The sequence below is a fragment of the Wolbachia endosymbiont of Howardula sp. genome (assembly GCF_025021925.1).
Classification (GTDB): Bacteria; Pseudomonadota; Alphaproteobacteria; order Rickettsiales; family Anaplasmataceae; genus Wolbachia.
Genome location: NZ_CP092368.1, coordinates 16,244 through 32,031, shown reverse-complemented (window position 1 = coordinate 32,031; position 15,788 = coordinate 16,244). Strand labels below are relative to the sequence as shown.

The window sequence follows — 15,788 nt, the reverse complement described above, 5'->3', positions numbered from 1 at the left end:
TTGTACATGAATCATGCAGGAATTAATCAAAATTTTTATCTTGTGGTTTGATATGCAATATCGCTATCAAACTAATCAATAAGCAAAAGATTATATAGAATCCTGCAATAAAACTGATTTCAGGAAATTTCACGGTCAACCAAATGCAAATCATTGGTGTTAAGCCTCCATGTAATGCATATGAAATATTGCGTGATAAACTCACACCACTAAATCTTATGTGTGTTGGAAAAAGTTCTGATACGACTATTCCGATAGGATTGATCCCTCTTTCTATTATAGAGATAGCCATAATGCTTAACATAATTAATAGGTAACTTTTATAATAAAATGCAAGAGATAATATTGGACAACATAGTAAGATTATCATCATAATAAAGAGTATTGCAGTATATTCTTTTCCTATTTTATCAGCTAATGCGCCTAAAGCAATTGAGGAAATAGGCATAAGAATGCTAGTGATAATTAATACAATTTCATTAATATATGTTGTTGCATATATTTCAACTGATACTATTTCTTTTGCGAGAGTTCGTAGAAATATAGCAAATCCTACAGCAACATTAACAGGTATAGAAATTAATATAGCAAGTATAAAAGCCTTCTTATGATTATGAATTAATTCTATTGCTGGTACGCTAGATAAATGTCTTTGTTTAATTTGATGTTCATATGTAGGAGTTTCTCCTAACTTATATAACATATATGCACTCATTATACCTAAAAAAGATGAGCAAGTGAAAGGCAATCTCCAACCCCACGCATTAAAATCTGTAGTTTGTTTACAAATAACTATAATAATAACAGATAATAAGATTCCAATGGAACGTCCACAACTGACTATTCCAAAGAAAATACCTAGTGTTTTTTTCTTATTAGGTAAATGCTCCATAAGATAAACAGAACTACCTCCTTGTTCAGCACCAAGTGCAATGCCTTGTATCATATATATTATGAGAAGCAATATAGTAGCGCTGATTCCCATTTTATTATAACTGGGAATAAATGCTATTAGACTGGATGGAATTGATATTAATAATATAGCAATTGGTAAAACTATCTTTCTTCCATATTTATCACCAATATGACCAAAAATACATGCGCCAATTGGTCTCACCATAGCACTGAGTCCTGCTATCCCAAAGAGTTGTAGAATATTATAATACGTATCTTTTGCGTAACAAAATTCTCTGCTGATAACATTAGCTAGATCAATAAAAATCATATGCTCATACCATATTGCAGATCTACAGAGAATATTTGATATTAACACCTTTGCTTGGTGACTATACATGAAATTTATAAAAAACATTTGTCTATATGTATTGTGTCTGCTTTTTTATATTTTGCAACTTAAGCTTGAATATCATACATTAGTTATAATATATGTATATCTATCATAAAGAAGCAGTTTATATATTTGTAACTGATTTTCTTGTATTCATACTATGAGTAATACATGCATAAATTATTTTATCGGGGAGAGTACCCATGACCGGACTTGAACCGGTATACTTATCAATAAGAAGCAGATTTTGAGTCTACCGTGTCTACCATTGCACCACATGGGTATGCAGTTATAATATATGTAATAGATATGTAGTCAATTTTTTTATCTTTATATATTTCACATTAGGAATAAATATTCTACAATAGTTGAGTGTTTATTCTTCTATTATTATACTATATGAATAAATTACCTGACAAAGCCTCTTCCAAGAAGAGATATTATGATGAAATATGTCAATTACCAAATAATTTAGAAGCTGAGCAAATGCTAATTGGAGCAATGATTCGTGATAATAGAATTTGTGATGCAGTAGAAGATGTGGTGATTGCAGAACATTTTTATGATCCACTACATCAAAGTATTTTTACACAAATATCTAAAACCAGAAAATACGGTATAGTAGCCAATGAGTTGAGTTTAAAGATGTTTTTTGATAATCATCAAATTATTAATGGATTGCAAGGATCTGAATATCTTGCAAGGCTTGCAGCTCAAGCAAGTATTCCACTTGATATTTATAGTTTAATTCGTATAATTTTAGATTCTTATCTCAGAAGATGTTTAATTACGTTAGGACAGGAAATAGTACATAATAGTTATAATTATGATGTTGATCATCCTGCACAAATGCAAATTGAATATGCAATCACAAATTTATTTAATTTAGCAATAAAAAAACAGGGAGAAAGAACCTATATTTCACTGGCAAATTCAGTGAAAAGTGTCATTGACAAGATCAAGACATTGAAAAATAATCCAGAAAGTGCTGGTATTCCAACTGGACTGCAAGATCTTAATCAATTATTAGGAGGTCTACAAAAATCTGACTTATTAATCTTAGCTGCAAGACCTTCTATGGGTAAAACAGCATTAGCTCTCAATATTGCACTCACTGCTTGTAAATATTTACAAAAAAGAGTTAATGATAAGCAACATCATATAGCATTTTTCTCACTTGAGATGTCTGCAGAACAGTTAACTGCACGTTTAATTACTATAGATTCAGGTATTAGTTATCATCAAGCTCTCACTGGTAAAATGAATGATGTAGAATTACGTCAATTTATTAATACTAGTGTAGAGTTAGCAAAATTGCCATTTATTATTGATGATACTCCCGCACTATCGATTAATGCTTTACGTACAAGAATTCGTTTACTTTATCAATTATATACTATAGAAGTAGTATTTGTTGATTATCTACAATTAATTAGAGGTACAACAAAAAGAAGTAATGAAAATAGAGTACAAGAAATATCAGAAGTCACACAGGGATTAAAAGCAATTGCAAAAGAATTAAATATTCCTGTGATCGCATTGTCACAACTCTCTCGTTCTGTTGAACATAGAGATGATAAAAAACCACAACTCTCTGATTTACGAGACTCAGGAAGTATAGAACAAGATGCAGATATAGTAATATTCTTATATAGAGAAGAATATTATGAATTAAGAAAACAGCCAAGTATTGATAGTATCAAATATCATGAATGGCAAGAAAAAATACAGAATATTAGAAATATTGCTGAACTCATTATTGCAAAACAGAGAAATGGACCTATTGGAAGTATAAAATTATATTTTAATGCTAATAGAGGTACATTTAAAGATTATACTGATAAATATCATACATAAACTATGATAAATATTTATTATAGTTTATGTATTTCTATATTATTTTGATCAATCTTTATCATTTGGGATGATCATTAGATATTATATTAGAAATACTTATTATAGTAATATAGCTCTCAATAATGAAAATTATATGATAGTGATGGAGTATATGATATTTTTAATCTATACTCTATAAAACACTGGCTGTGATTTGGGTAACTTGATCCCCGAGATAATAGATGCATGACATAAAGATTGTAAATCACGTTGAGTATATGGAATTTTAAGTTGATTGAGTATTTTGTCTGCTGATTGTGGAATGATTGGTTGTAATAGAATGCCAATGATTCTTATATATTCAAGTACTTGATAAATAATTATATGCATACGAGTTTTAGTATGAGTTGTATTTAGAGTCCATGGAGCATTTTTATCTATATAAGCATTAGCTTCAGATGAAATACTAAGAATCAAGAGAATTATGCGATGCAATTCATATTTTGTAAGATGATTCATTACTGTAGTAATTATACATTGATAATCTATCTGAGGGTGCAGCAATTGCTGATCCACGTGTGGTACTATGCCGTAGCATTGAGTGTGCAATAATGAAATTGTTCTATGTATTAAATTACCTATATTATTTGCAAGATCTGAATTGATCCTCAGAATCATATTCTTCTTGCTAAAATTGCTATCTTGAATAAAATTTGTGTCTCTCAGAAGAAAATAGCGTAATGCATCTGTACCAAATTCTTTTACTAAATCAATTGGATCTATAATATTGCCAATAGATTTAGAGATTTTTTGTTCTTGATTTAACCACCAACCATGTACAGCAATCTGATTTGGTAGCGGTAAATCTGCTGCAAGAAGCATAGCTGGCCAATAAACAGCATGAAAGCGTAATATATCTTTACCAATGATATGAATTTTAAAAGATCTATTAGTATTATGTATCATACTACTATCATCTCTACTCATCATATATTGTATATCTTGTGCTTGCCAAAAATTTCTATATTCTGAATTTTCAGTACTAGGAAATCCTATTGATGTAAGATAATTAGTTAATGCATCTATCCAGACATAAATAATATGTGCAGTATTATCTAAAACTTTTATACCCCAATTAAAGCTTGTTCTAGAAATTGATAAATCAGTTAAACCGGATTTTATAAATGAGATCACTTCATTCTTTCTACTTTGAGGAAATACAAAATCTGGTTGACTGTCATATAGTGTTAGTAGTGTATCTTGCCATTGTGATAAGCGAAAAAAATAACTCTCTTCTTGTATCCACTGAACCTCAGCACCTGTTGGGGCTTTTCCATTGATCAATTCAGATGAGTGATAAAATGTTTCATCACGCATCGAATACCATCCTGAATAATAATCTAAGTATATCTGATCTCTTACTTGTAATCTTTCCCATAATGCTAACACTGCATTCTTATGTCGTATTTCTGTGGTACGTACAAAATCATCATATTGAATATTCATACATCTTGCTAACTCTTTAAATGATATGCATACTTCATTTACAAAGTTTATTGGAGACATACCTCTCACTTGTGCTGCTTTTTCGATCTTCTGACCGTGCTCATCAGTACCTGTAGTAAATTTTACTTTTTTTCCAGATAATCTTATAAATCTTGTCATGACATCACACAGTAATGAAGTATATGCATGACCTATATGAGGCTTGTCATTAACATAATATATTGGTGTTGTGATATATATATTATTAGAATGATGCATCTCTAGACACTAGGATATATAATGATAAGGTATGACTATATAGATATTAGGATGCGAAATCAACAAAGTTTTGATCTTTTATCAGAGGTTTGATCATAGATCATTTTTCTTAAAAAAATACTTAGTAGTAATGATTTGAATAGTTTATACTATAACTTTATACAGATAATTTTTATCAAGAGTATTTCTATATATTGAATCCAATACATAATATTATTCATGATATATAAAGTGACCCTATATTATTAGGGATAATTGATTTATATCATAGAACATGCGATCAGCAAATACAGGAGAAGTCAAGGGTTTGAACATAACAAACCACATAGAATATAATTCACGTCAATATTATTAGTGATATGCCATTGATTCTTGAGAATATTGTATTCAATACCAGCCATATTATATATCACAACATCATTTTCTCTAAAATATTGTGTAATTTCTGATGGTTGAAGAAATTTATTCCAATTATGTGTACCTCTTGGTATCCATTTTAATATGTATTCCGCACCAAGAATTGCAAGTAGAAAGGATTTTATCGTTCTATTAATTGTAGAAAGAAATATTATACCTTCTTGTTTAAGACAAGATATTGCTCTTTTAATAAAGAATTCCACATTATCTACATGCTCTACTACCTCCATTAATAATATTATATCATATTTTTTATTATCATTAAGCATTTCAATACTAGTATGTAAATACTCTATGTCCAATCCTACTTTTTGAGCATGCTCTTGTGCAATTTGAATATTTTCTTTGCATGTATCTATTCCAGATACATGCATACCAAGACGAGCCATTGATTCGGATAACAGACCACCTCCACAGCCTACATCTAATAGAGTAATATTTTTCAAATCACATTTTTTGATTTCTGTAATTTTCTTAATGATATAAGAGATCCTAATAGGATTGATCATATGTAGTGATTTAAATGTGCCATTCTCATTCCACCATTCATTTGCCATTTTAGTAAATTTAGATATCTCTTTCTCATTAGAAGTTATTTTTTTGTTGAAAATTGAATGCATATGATTGAGTTTATCAAGACGTATTTGATGTCTATGATCTTTTGAGAAATTTGTTTCTAAAAATTGCTTTACAATGGATATTGCCAAATCTTGTGATATCATTCTTGCACCTAAGCAGAGAATGTTTGCATTGCTATGTTCTCGCGCTAATTGTGCAAGTTCACAACTATGGCATACTACAGCATGAATGTCCGTAAAGCGATTTGCTGCAATACTCATCCCTAATCCTGTACCACAAATTAATATGCCATAAGATGATTTTTTTCTCCTGATATCTTCTACCACTTTAACAGCATAATCAGGATAATCTACAGGATCATCTTGATTATCACATCCATGATCTATCACCTGATAATTACCTATATTTTTTAGATAATGTTTAATTTCTGATTTTAATATATAACCAGCATGATCTGAAGTCATTGATATTATACATGACATATTAAGTATTGCAATTAAAGTGATATTTGCATGGGTAATTTATTTTTCTCTTAATGTCAAGTCGTTTTCATGTAAATTACTCATCTAAAGATGATATATTGATCAGTATATGTCTTGCATTATATATCAGAAGATAGTGGAATGTCTTTTTACATTATAATATACTATGATATAGAGATGGATGGCATCTATAACTATCGTATTTACTTAATGAAAATATTTTGAATATACTTAAGGTGATATATAAAATATTATTTATATAATGTGCCATCATATTATTCAGGCCATAATATGAATTATATCGCTGAGATAAAATCTAAATTACTATTGTCTGATATAATAGGACAAAAAGTTGGACTAATAAAAAGAGGAGAGAGTTTTATTGGTCTATGTCCATTTCATCACGAAAAAACACCATCTTTTTTTGTCAGTAATATCAAAGGAGTTTACCATTGCTTTGGATGTTACGCTCATGGTGATGCCTTTGAATTTATTTCACAGACTGAAGGATTAACTTTTATACAGTCAATAGAAAAACTTTCATATATTGTTGGTCTTGAAAGACCAAAAGATTTTAATATTTTTAATCATAATAAACAATTATTTGCAATATTAAATGTATCTGCAAATTGGTTTGCACAAAATACTCAAGATATCATGCATTATTTTCACCAAAGGAATATTTCCTCTGATATCATCAAAAAATTTAACATAGGTTATGCACCAGAGATTGGCTTAAAAGAATTTTTACATTCTCTAGGCATTCAAAATGATATTTTACTTGATATTGGTTTAATTAAAAAAAGTTATGACGTTTATTTTCGTAAACGTGTGATATTTCCGATATATGATCATATAGGAAGAGTAGTAGGTTTTGGAGGACGGGTACTTAATGCTGAACAACATCCAAAATATTTGAATAGTCCAGAAAGTAAAATTTTTAAGAAAAAAGAACATTTATACGGATTACACTTTGCCTTACATGAAATACGAAAGCAGCAAACTCTCTTTGTTGTTGAAGGATATATGGATGTACTAGCATTACATCAAGCTGGAATTAGTAATTCAATTGCATCTCTTGGTACTATGCTTTCTAAATGTCAGATACAAACTCTTTGGCAATTTTCTAAGGAAATTGCTATCTGTATGGATGGAGATATTGCAGGACAAGCTGCGACTATAAGAATTGCAGAACTTGCACTACCTATCTTAACTCCTGGTTATACATTAAAATTTATTACCTTATCACAAGATAAAGATCCATATGATATATGTAATGATACAAAATATAATCCAGCAAAAATCTTACACTTATTTGATCAATCTACTAAATTTCATTCTGAATTTCTATGGCATTATATCGTATCAAATAATATTTATGATAACGAAAAACTGACTCCTGAGAAATATTCAGTGATTGAATATCAATGTATGAAATATATAAATAATATCAGCAATAAAAGCATTAAAAGATATTATAAAGATTATTTTTATCATCAAGTACATGAATTAAGTAGAAATTGTAAAAACAATAATATTATTAGGACGTATGCGAAAGAAAAATGTAGTGAGAATTTTCTTAATAAATCTCCAGCGCTCATTGAATCAGAACATCATCAGGCTCTCATTTTAAGAATCGTAATAGAATTTCCAGAGATATTAAACAATCTGAGATTTTTTGAGCATTTTTCTCTTTTTATATTTACTGAAACAAATATGAAAAGATTACAACAAGATATAGTACACATGATGAATATGAAAAAAGAACTTCATCCAAATCAATTTGATCATCAATCTGAAATTATTAAGTATATTCTTAATAAGACTTATTTATTAAATAATCAATTAAAAGAGCGTATATCAGCAGAAAGTGTGTGGAATAATGTAATATTATTATCTGAACTACATGCACTGAAAAAAGAAAAAATACAAGCGAGAATAAATGGTCATTTTGATTTAGAACAGAAATTAATAGTACAAATAAAGCAAATAGAAAGTAATATACAAGATCAACAAATGTCATTGATTCATAATTATACCTAATAATATCCTAGTATTAGGTACTGCATTTCCTATGTTAAGATATTCATGAATAATAGTCTCTAAATGAGATGAGAAGCAAATCAGATTAAGATTAAATATCATAATAGTTATTATTTTACTAATATCTTGATATAGATTAAATATTTTTTGATATATTGAGTTATATAAACTTCTTGATCAGAAAGAAGGTTGGCTATTAATCTTTATTAAAGGCATCTTCCCATGTCCCTTGAGTAGCAGCCCGACTATATTCGGTCACTCTATTTTCAAAAAAATTAGTGTGTTCCACTCCATTTAGAATTTGATCAAGCCATGGAATGGGATTGTAATTTACATTATTAAATATAGATTCAAGTCCTAATTGCATGAGTCTTCTATTTGCAACATATCGTATATATCTTCTCACTTCTTCTGCAGATAGCCCTTCAACATCTCCAAAATGAAAAGCTAACTTGATAAACTCGTCTTCAAGATTAACAATTGTATGACATGCAGAATATAATTCTTTCTTAAATTGATTATCCCAAATTTCATTATTTTCTTTAATAAAGGTATTAAAAAGCATAATAATTGAATTAGTATGTAAAGTTTCGTCTCGCGCTGACCATGCTATAATTTGCCCCATACCTTTCATTTTTCCAAATCGCTGAAAATTTAGTAAAATTGCAAATGAAGCAAATAATTGTAGTCCTTCAGTAAAAGCTCCAAATACTGCAAGAGTTTTAGCAATATGTTTTTTATCGTGTTTTTTACTTTCTTCAAATTCTAACATATATTCATATTTCTTTCTCATAGCTTCATATTTTAAAAATGCTTGGTATTCACTTTCTGGCATCCCAATTGTATCTAAAAGATAAGAATAAGCAGCAATATGTATTGTTTCCATATTGGAAAAGCTAGCAAGCATCATACAGATTTCTGTAGGTTTAAATATATTAGAATAATGTTTCATATAACAATTATTTACTTCAATATCTGCTTGAGTAAAGAATCTAAAAATCTGAGTTAATAAACTTTTTTCTGAATTTGAAAGTTTAGTTTTCCAATCTCTCACATCATCAGCAAGCGGTACCTCTTCTGGAATCCAATGAATTCTTTGTTGCTGTAGCCAAGCATCATATGCCCAAGGATAGTTAAAAGGTTTATATATAGGATCCGATTCTAATAATGACATGATGCACCTACATGATCTACTAAACTAGTTATTATATTGCGTAATATTTTACACTAGTCAATTTAACTTTTTAAAAATTTGATTACAATCATATCGTGAGTTTATTATAGATATGATGAATGTACTAATATTTTGTTTATTAATCATAAGCTGCATGCAAAATGCATCTTATCATGGAGTATCTAATACCATGATAGAGCTTTGGAATCAAGTACAAATAGGAGATGAGAAAGCAAAAATTTTGGAAGTACTTGGTACACCAACATTAATCTCTCAATTTGATTCAAATACTTGGTATTATATCTCGTATCAAATTAAACAAGCGAATTTTTTAGGTAAGAAAAAATATAGTAGCAACTCTCTACGTATTTCTTTTAACCAAGCAGGTATAGTAATGAACATAAAAGAAATTAGCATTTCAAAAAGATTTTTAATCTCTCATTAGTTGATTAAAAGCATATCAACATTATTTGATAGCAAGTTATATAACGTATCAATATAATAACATTCCTAATAAAATAGTTCTATAACATATAGAAAAAACAAAAATATATTATATTACAGAAAACACAATATTAAGGACTGCATTTTTCTTGATTAATGTTATTAGGAATGTTTATATTGTATTTTAGTACGAATCACTTGCCTTAATAAGGAATATAAATATCTCATTATGTATAATGAAGCAGTTAATACAATGATATAACAAAACTTAAAAAGTGAATCTTTGATATATATTAATATACATGTACCTATAGAATATTTAAAAAATAGAGCACAAGATATTATCATACTATCTAAAAATGATGCTATGCTTAAAGCAGCTAAGTTTGTGATTTGAAATATGTATTTATATCTCAATGTTGTCACAATATATATACTAGATAAAAGAGAAATGCAAAATGCAACACATGATATTATCGACATAAAGTCGAAGATTTGTAATTTCAAGATACAACATATAATTGTACATATGGCAATATTATATGTTGCTTTCATATTACCATATACTGTAGTGATAACATTTATAATGAAACCAGAAGTGACAAATAAACATGCACATATCATTAATTGATTTGTGCTATTTAATAATAAAAGGCTTATTAGTAAAAGAAGTGATAAAAAAGGCATAATATTCCACTCAGTATGTTAGTACATGCACCATCTTAAGGAAAAATTACATTTAGTAAAGGAAAAATTACATGTCGTATAAAGATTATTAAGTTATTTCTTATAAAATAAGTTAAAGTTTTCTTTATGATAACTCTTTTCTAATTCTCTCAGATCTGTTTTTAAGATATCTTTTATATCTAATATTTTTTCTTCTGTCACTGTACCAATATATGAAAAAAAGACATTATTAAATAATTCTTCGAATCTCTTTTGATATATTGGCGCAATAGTCACCAAAATTCTACTTTGTGATTCAGAAAACATTTTTATCTTGTGTGTTATAACTGTGCTATGAATAGATTTAATTGCTACTAATGTCAGATCTACTTGAGCACCTAGCTTACCTGCAATTAATGACTTGACTAAAGCAATACTCAGTCCACCTAAATTTAATGCAATTGCAGAAGCAATAATTCCTTCATTGACCGCTTGATTATAACATTCATATAAATTTCTTGCCGTCTGTGCATTAACTTTTGGTACATTATTATTTTTGATCTTACTGTATGCTTGATATTCTGATCTTGCTAACTCATCGAATGTTTCTCCAAGTAAATAGATTAAGTCCCCCGGTACTTTCACATCAAGAGAAATAGCATGTTCTATATTGTCTATAGTACCAATTGTAGAAATCAGTAATGCAGGTGGCACAGATACCATAACTTGTTTACCATGTTCATTATAGCCATAAAAATCATTGAACATACTATCTTTTCCAGATATAAAAGGTGTACGAAATGCAGTTGCATAATCATAACATGCTTGTGTCGCTCTTTTTAATTGCCATAATCTTTTTGGATTATAAGAATCAGACCAACAAAAATTATCTAAAAGCGCTAAAGAATTAATATTACCTCCTGCAGATATATAATGACGGATCGCAGTATCGATTGCACATGCTGCCATATGATATGTGTCAACTTCTCCATAACTTAATCCAAAACCTTGAGATGTCACAATACCTTTCTGCGAAGAAAGAATTGGCCTAGATACTATTACTTCAGAACTTACCCTTCCTTTACCTTGTAAGGGCTTTAATATTGATGTTCCTTGTACTTCATGATCATATTGTACTGCTATAAATTCCTTACTACATATATTTGGCCTGCTAAGCATTTCAGTTAACTCATTAATGTATTCTTGTGTACTCATTTCATTATTAGAAGGATCTTCAGATATTATAATAGATGATTTGATATCTACATCATCTATTGATTTAATATATGCTTGAGTTTGTAAATGTATGAGAGGATTACCATTATGTAAAAATTGAGTATGGATATTCATTATTTTCTGATCATGAGAGGTGGTAATTGTTGCCATACCTGTATTATTAAACTCTCCAATAACACTCATTTCTACATCATGCTTATGCATGATATTTTGCAATGTACACAGATTCTTTTGTGGTACTGCTAAAGTCATGCGCTCTTGAGATTCAGAGATCCATATTTCCCATGGTGACATATCTTGACTTTTTAAAAGTACTTTACTTAAATCAACTGCAAAACCTTTCTTACCCATTTCACCTATAGACGATGATAATCCTCCTGCTCCATTATCTGTAATTGCATTATATAAATTAAGATTCCGTGCATCTAATAAAGCATTAGATATCTTTTTTTGTGTAATAGGGTCACCAATTTGAACGATTGTTGTAGCAATGCTTCCAGATAATGCTTCTGAAGAGCATGTAGCACCATGCATTCCATCTCGACCAACTCTTCCTCCAATCACAACTATCTTATCTCCATCTTTAATTTTTTTGATATGTGAGGGTATATTGTTGATCTTACGTGGTATCACGCCTATACTTCCAACAAATACTAAAGGTTGTCCAAAAAGTCTATCATCAAAATATACAGATCCCAGTTGAGTAGGAATACCAGAACAGTTACCTGCAATTTGAACTCCATGAATTACTTGTTGCATAATATATTGCGATGAAAGAACTTGATTTGTGCATTTTTGATTTCTATAAAGTGTATTATTAGTGTTATGAGAAAAGCAAAAATAATATGTATTCATGATAGGCTCTGCACCTTTCCCAAAACCTAATATATCTCTATTGACTCCAAGTAGCCCAGTCATTGCTCCACCAAAAGGATCAAGAGCTGAAGGGCTATTATGCGTTTCAACTTTTGCAACAATCATGTTATCATCATCAAAAATGATACCTCCTGCATTATCAGAAAATACTGATACGCATATATTAGAATTGATTTCACGAGTTGCACGCTTAATATAATATGAATATAAACCTTCTCTTATTTCATCAATAGGAGAACAAAAAATATTATGTTTACAGTGTTCAGACCAAGTTTGTGCTAGCGCTTCAAGTTCAATATCATATGGAGCTCTATTAAGATGTTGAAAATAATCTCTTATAGCTCTCATTGCTCTTAGAGAGAGTCCTAAAGTACCTCCATGTTCATGGATTCCATATTTACTCATATATTCAAGTTTTTGATCATTCACATTCAGATCTACTGTTTTGCTATTAACATTCATCATAATATCTGTGCTATCATGAGAAAGTGTGTTGTGTATATCAGACTTCATCACCGTAGTGTGATGACTAGAATCATTATAATATTTATGAATATAATGATTATTCTGTTTGCATATAATCATACAATACTCAGTAATAGGATTAAACTTCTTTGCTATATCTTGACTAGAAATTTCTTCTTGTACCAAAATGAGTTTAGCGCTTCTCACACTTATACATTTATTTACATTCACATATCCTTGATTGAGCAAATATTCTTGAATAATTTGTTTAGTTGTATTGCCTATATTATCAGTAATACCTGGTAAAAAATATATTTCTAATCCCCATGTGATATGCGGTATTATAAACTCATATTTTACTTCTTCAAGACTATTATTATACAGATAATAATTACACTGCTGTATGACTTGATTATGTAAAATGTTACATAATTCTTGATATATACTTGCTCTTAATTTGATTGCAAGCTCAATCAAGTACACAATAACGGTGCGTGTATGTGGATTTTTCTCATATGTATTGAGAATTTCTATTCTGAGTATCATATTACATTATAAAAGTCAAAGAATGTGCGACTATACCATCATATATGATATAGGTATAGTGATATATCAGTGAATTCTGTTAATTGATGGAGACGAATATTATAGATATAGAAAGCATGAATATTTTAATATAATACTCTCAATTGAACAATATATATTATAAAAAATTCATGATTATTAGACTCTAATATTTATATTAATTTTTATCGTGATGTGAATGATGAGACAGTATAAAAAATAATGTATGAATCAGTATCTAATCTGCATTACTCTAACTTTGAGAATCTTTCAGCAGAAAGAAATCTTATCACTTAGGTATAAAGGGATAGATATGCGATATTTTAATATGTATAATGATTTCTAAAAAGATTACATACTTAATAAATCTTATCATATCACTTCAATTATTTCATTATGATAATATGTCTTGTCTTATCTTCAAAATGACTTTTATTTGACTTTTTATCTCAAATGTACAGAATATTGAGATTATAATTTTAATCAGAATATGATGCAAGAATCTTGGGAAGCAGTAATTGGACTTGAAGTACATGCTCAGATCTCTTCTAAAAGAAAATTATTCTCTCACGCATCTACAGAGTTCAATACTAATCATAATACTCAAGTTTCTTTAGTCGATGCTGCAATGCCAGGTACATTACCTATATTGAATGATTATTGTATAGATCAAGCAATACTGACTGGTATTGCTCTGTCTGCAGAAATTAATCAGAAGTCTTCCTTTGATAGAAAAAATTATTTTTATCCTGATTTACCTCAAGGATATCAAATCACTCAATTTTTTGAACCTATAGTAAAAAATGGAATAATTTATATTACAGAAAATAAAAAAAAAGTGAGAATTGCGAGAATTCATTTAGAGCAAGATGCTGGCAAGATGATTCACGGAGAAACTAATTCTTATATAGATTTAAATCGTGCAGGTATTGCGTTAATGGAGATTGTCTCTGAACCAGATCTTAGTTCATCGCAAGAAGCTGCAGAGTTTGTAAAAAAACTGAGACAATTGATGCGTTACATTGGTGTATGTGATGGTAATATGGAAACAGGATCACTTCGTTGTGATATCAATGTTTCTATACGTGTACAGGGAAGCAATACACTTGGTACTAGATGTGAAATTAAAAACCTCAATTCAATACGTTATATTATACAAGCTATAGATTATGAAATACAAAGACAAATTGATATCCTGAAATCAGGAAAAGAAATTAGTCAGGATACTCTTTTATTTGATTCATTATTAGGACAAACGAGAGTAATGCGTAATAAGGAAAATGCAAGTGATTATAGATACTTTCCTGAACCTGATTTATTTTTTCTACAGATCAATCAGAATAGAATAGATCGTATTAAATCTATGCTACCTGAGTTACCAGAACAAAAAAAACTTCGATATATTGAACAATTTGGTCTTACAGAATACGATGCTAATATTCTGACATATGATCAAGCAACAGCTAGTTACTTTGAAATACTAATCAAAAAGCATCATCCAAAAATTGTAGTATCTTGGTTGACTGTAGAGCTGTTTGGACGCTTAAATAAAGCTTCTCTTCATATTATGCATTCTCCTATTACATCAGAATCATTATCGAAGCTTTTAGATTTTATTGTTGATGGTACAATTTCTGGTAAATTGGGAAAACAAATTTTTGATATTATGTTTAAAACTGGTCAAACTGCATCTGAAATCATAGAAGAAAAAAATCTTAAGCAAATTACCTCTAAAAAGCAGATCTTAGAGAGTATAGAAAACATTCTAAAATATCATCAAGATAAAGTAATAGAATATAAAAAAGGAAAAAAAAAATTATACAAATTCTTCATAGGTGAAGTAATGAAAGAGACACATGGAAAAGCAAGTCCTAATATTGTAAATGACTTGCTCAATCAAAAATTAGATCATTAATCTTCAAAAATTATATATATCACTATCTCTTAAATAACC

The 15,788-nt window shown here is 29.1% G+C and carries 9 protein-coding genes and 1 tRNA gene; 4 read left to right on the top strand and 6 right to left on the bottom strand.

All coding sequences use genetic code 11. The features are described from left to right. Positions 1-22 precede the first annotated feature (22 nt). A complete protein-coding gene (locus MC061_RS00150; protein ID WP_259536203.1) occupies positions 23-1,294 on the bottom strand; it encodes an MFS transporter in 1,272 nt (423 codons plus the stop codon). Between the two features lie 192 nt (positions 1,295-1,486). Beyond that, a tRNA-Leu gene (locus tag MC061_RS00145) sits at positions 1,487-1,571 on the bottom strand. Positions 1,572-1,687: 116 nt separating this feature from the next. Here MC061_RS00145 and MC061_RS00140 point away from each other — a divergent pair. Then, a complete protein-coding gene (locus MC061_RS00140) occupies positions 1,688-3,145 on the top strand; it encodes a replicative DNA helicase (RefSeq protein ID WP_259535879.1) in 1,458 nt (485 codons plus the stop codon). A 165-nt stretch (positions 3,146-3,310) separates the two neighbouring features. Here the strand turns inward: MC061_RS00140 and metG are convergent, their stop codons facing one another. After that, positions 3,311-4,888: a methionine--tRNA ligase gene (gene metG, locus MC061_RS00135; RefSeq protein WP_259535877.1), complete on the bottom strand. Its 1,578-nt coding sequence runs from the start codon at positions 4,886-4,888 to the stop codon at positions 3,311-3,313. A gap of 299 nt (positions 4,889-5,187) precedes the next feature. Next, positions 5,188-6,366 carry a bifunctional 2-polyprenyl-6-hydroxyphenol methylase/3-demethylubiquinol 3-O-methyltransferase UbiG gene (gene ubiG, locus MC061_RS00130; protein ID WP_259535875.1) on the bottom strand — a complete coding sequence of 393 codons (1,179 nt, stop codon included), beginning with the start codon at positions 6,364-6,366 and terminating at the stop codon, positions 5,188-5,190. 291 nt (positions 6,367-6,657) lie between these two features. Here ubiG and dnaG point away from each other — a divergent pair, with 291 nt between their 5' ends. Next, a complete protein-coding gene (dnaG, locus tag MC061_RS00125) occupies positions 6,658-8,409 on the top strand; it encodes a DNA primase (RefSeq protein WP_259535872.1) in 1,752 nt (583 codons plus the stop codon). Between the two features lie 196 nt (positions 8,410-8,605). On the opposite strand, the gene MC061_RS00120 is transcribed toward dnaG, so the two are convergent. Continuing rightward, entirely contained in the window at positions 8,606-9,583 is a 978-nt protein-coding gene (locus MC061_RS00120; protein ID WP_259535870.1) for a ribonucleotide-diphosphate reductase subunit beta, read from the bottom strand. A 154-nt stretch (positions 9,584-9,737) separates the two neighbouring features. Between MC061_RS00120 and MC061_RS00115 the strand changes: the two genes are divergently transcribed. Next, positions 9,738-10,028, top strand: coding sequence for an outer membrane protein assembly factor BamE (locus tag MC061_RS00115; RefSeq protein ID WP_259535868.1), 291 nt, complete (start codon positions 9,738-9,740; stop codon positions 10,026-10,028). A 779-nt stretch (positions 10,029-10,807) separates the two neighbouring features. Here the strand turns inward: MC061_RS00115 and MC061_RS00110 are convergent. Further along, positions 10,808-13,816 carry an AIR synthase-related protein gene (locus MC061_RS00110; RefSeq protein WP_259535866.1) on the bottom strand — a complete coding sequence of 1,003 codons (3,009 nt, stop codon included), beginning with the start codon at positions 13,814-13,816 and terminating at the stop codon, positions 10,808-10,810. A gap of 508 nt (positions 13,817-14,324) precedes the next feature. Between MC061_RS00110 and gatB the strand changes: the two genes are divergently transcribed. After that, the gene (gatB, locus tag MC061_RS00105; RefSeq protein WP_259535864.1) at positions 14,325-15,749 is read left to right on the top strand and encodes an Asp-tRNA(Asn)/Glu-tRNA(Gln) amidotransferase subunit GatB; all 1,425 of its coding nucleotides are present in this window, start codon (positions 14,325-14,327) and stop codon (positions 15,747-15,749) included. Positions 15,750-15,788 lie beyond the last annotated feature (39 nt).

Excerpts from the sequence above, each read along its gene's own strand:
- MC061_RS00150 (WP_259536203.1), bottom strand. The coding sequence starts at position 1,294 with ATGTATAGTCACCAAGCAAAGGTGTTAATATCAAATATTCTCTGTAGA.
- MC061_RS00140 (WP_259535879.1), top strand. The coding sequence starts at position 1,688 with ATGAATAAATTACCTGACAAAGCCTCTTCCAAGAAGAGATATTATGAT.
- metG (WP_259535877.1), bottom strand. The coding sequence starts at position 4,888 with ATGCATCATTCTAATAATATATATATCACAACACCAATATATTATGTT.
- ubiG (WP_259535875.1), bottom strand. The coding sequence starts at position 6,366 with ATGTCATGTATAATATCAATGACTTCAGATCATGCTGGTTATATATTA.
- dnaG (WP_259535872.1), top strand. The coding sequence starts at position 6,658 with ATGAATTATATCGCTGAGATAAAATCTAAATTACTATTGTCTGATATA.
- MC061_RS00120 (WP_259535870.1), bottom strand. The coding sequence starts at position 9,583 with ATGTCATTATTAGAATCGGATCCTATATATAAACCTTTTAACTATCCT.
- MC061_RS00115 (WP_259535868.1), top strand. The coding sequence starts at position 9,738 with ATGCAAAATGCATCTTATCATGGAGTATCTAATACCATGATAGAGCTT.
- MC061_RS00110 (WP_259535866.1), bottom strand. The coding sequence starts at position 13,816 with ATGATACTCAGAATAGAAATTCTCAATACATATGAGAAAAATCCACAT.
- gatB (WP_259535864.1), top strand. The coding sequence starts at position 14,325 with ATGATGCAAGAATCTTGGGAAGCAGTAATTGGACTTGAAGTACATGCT.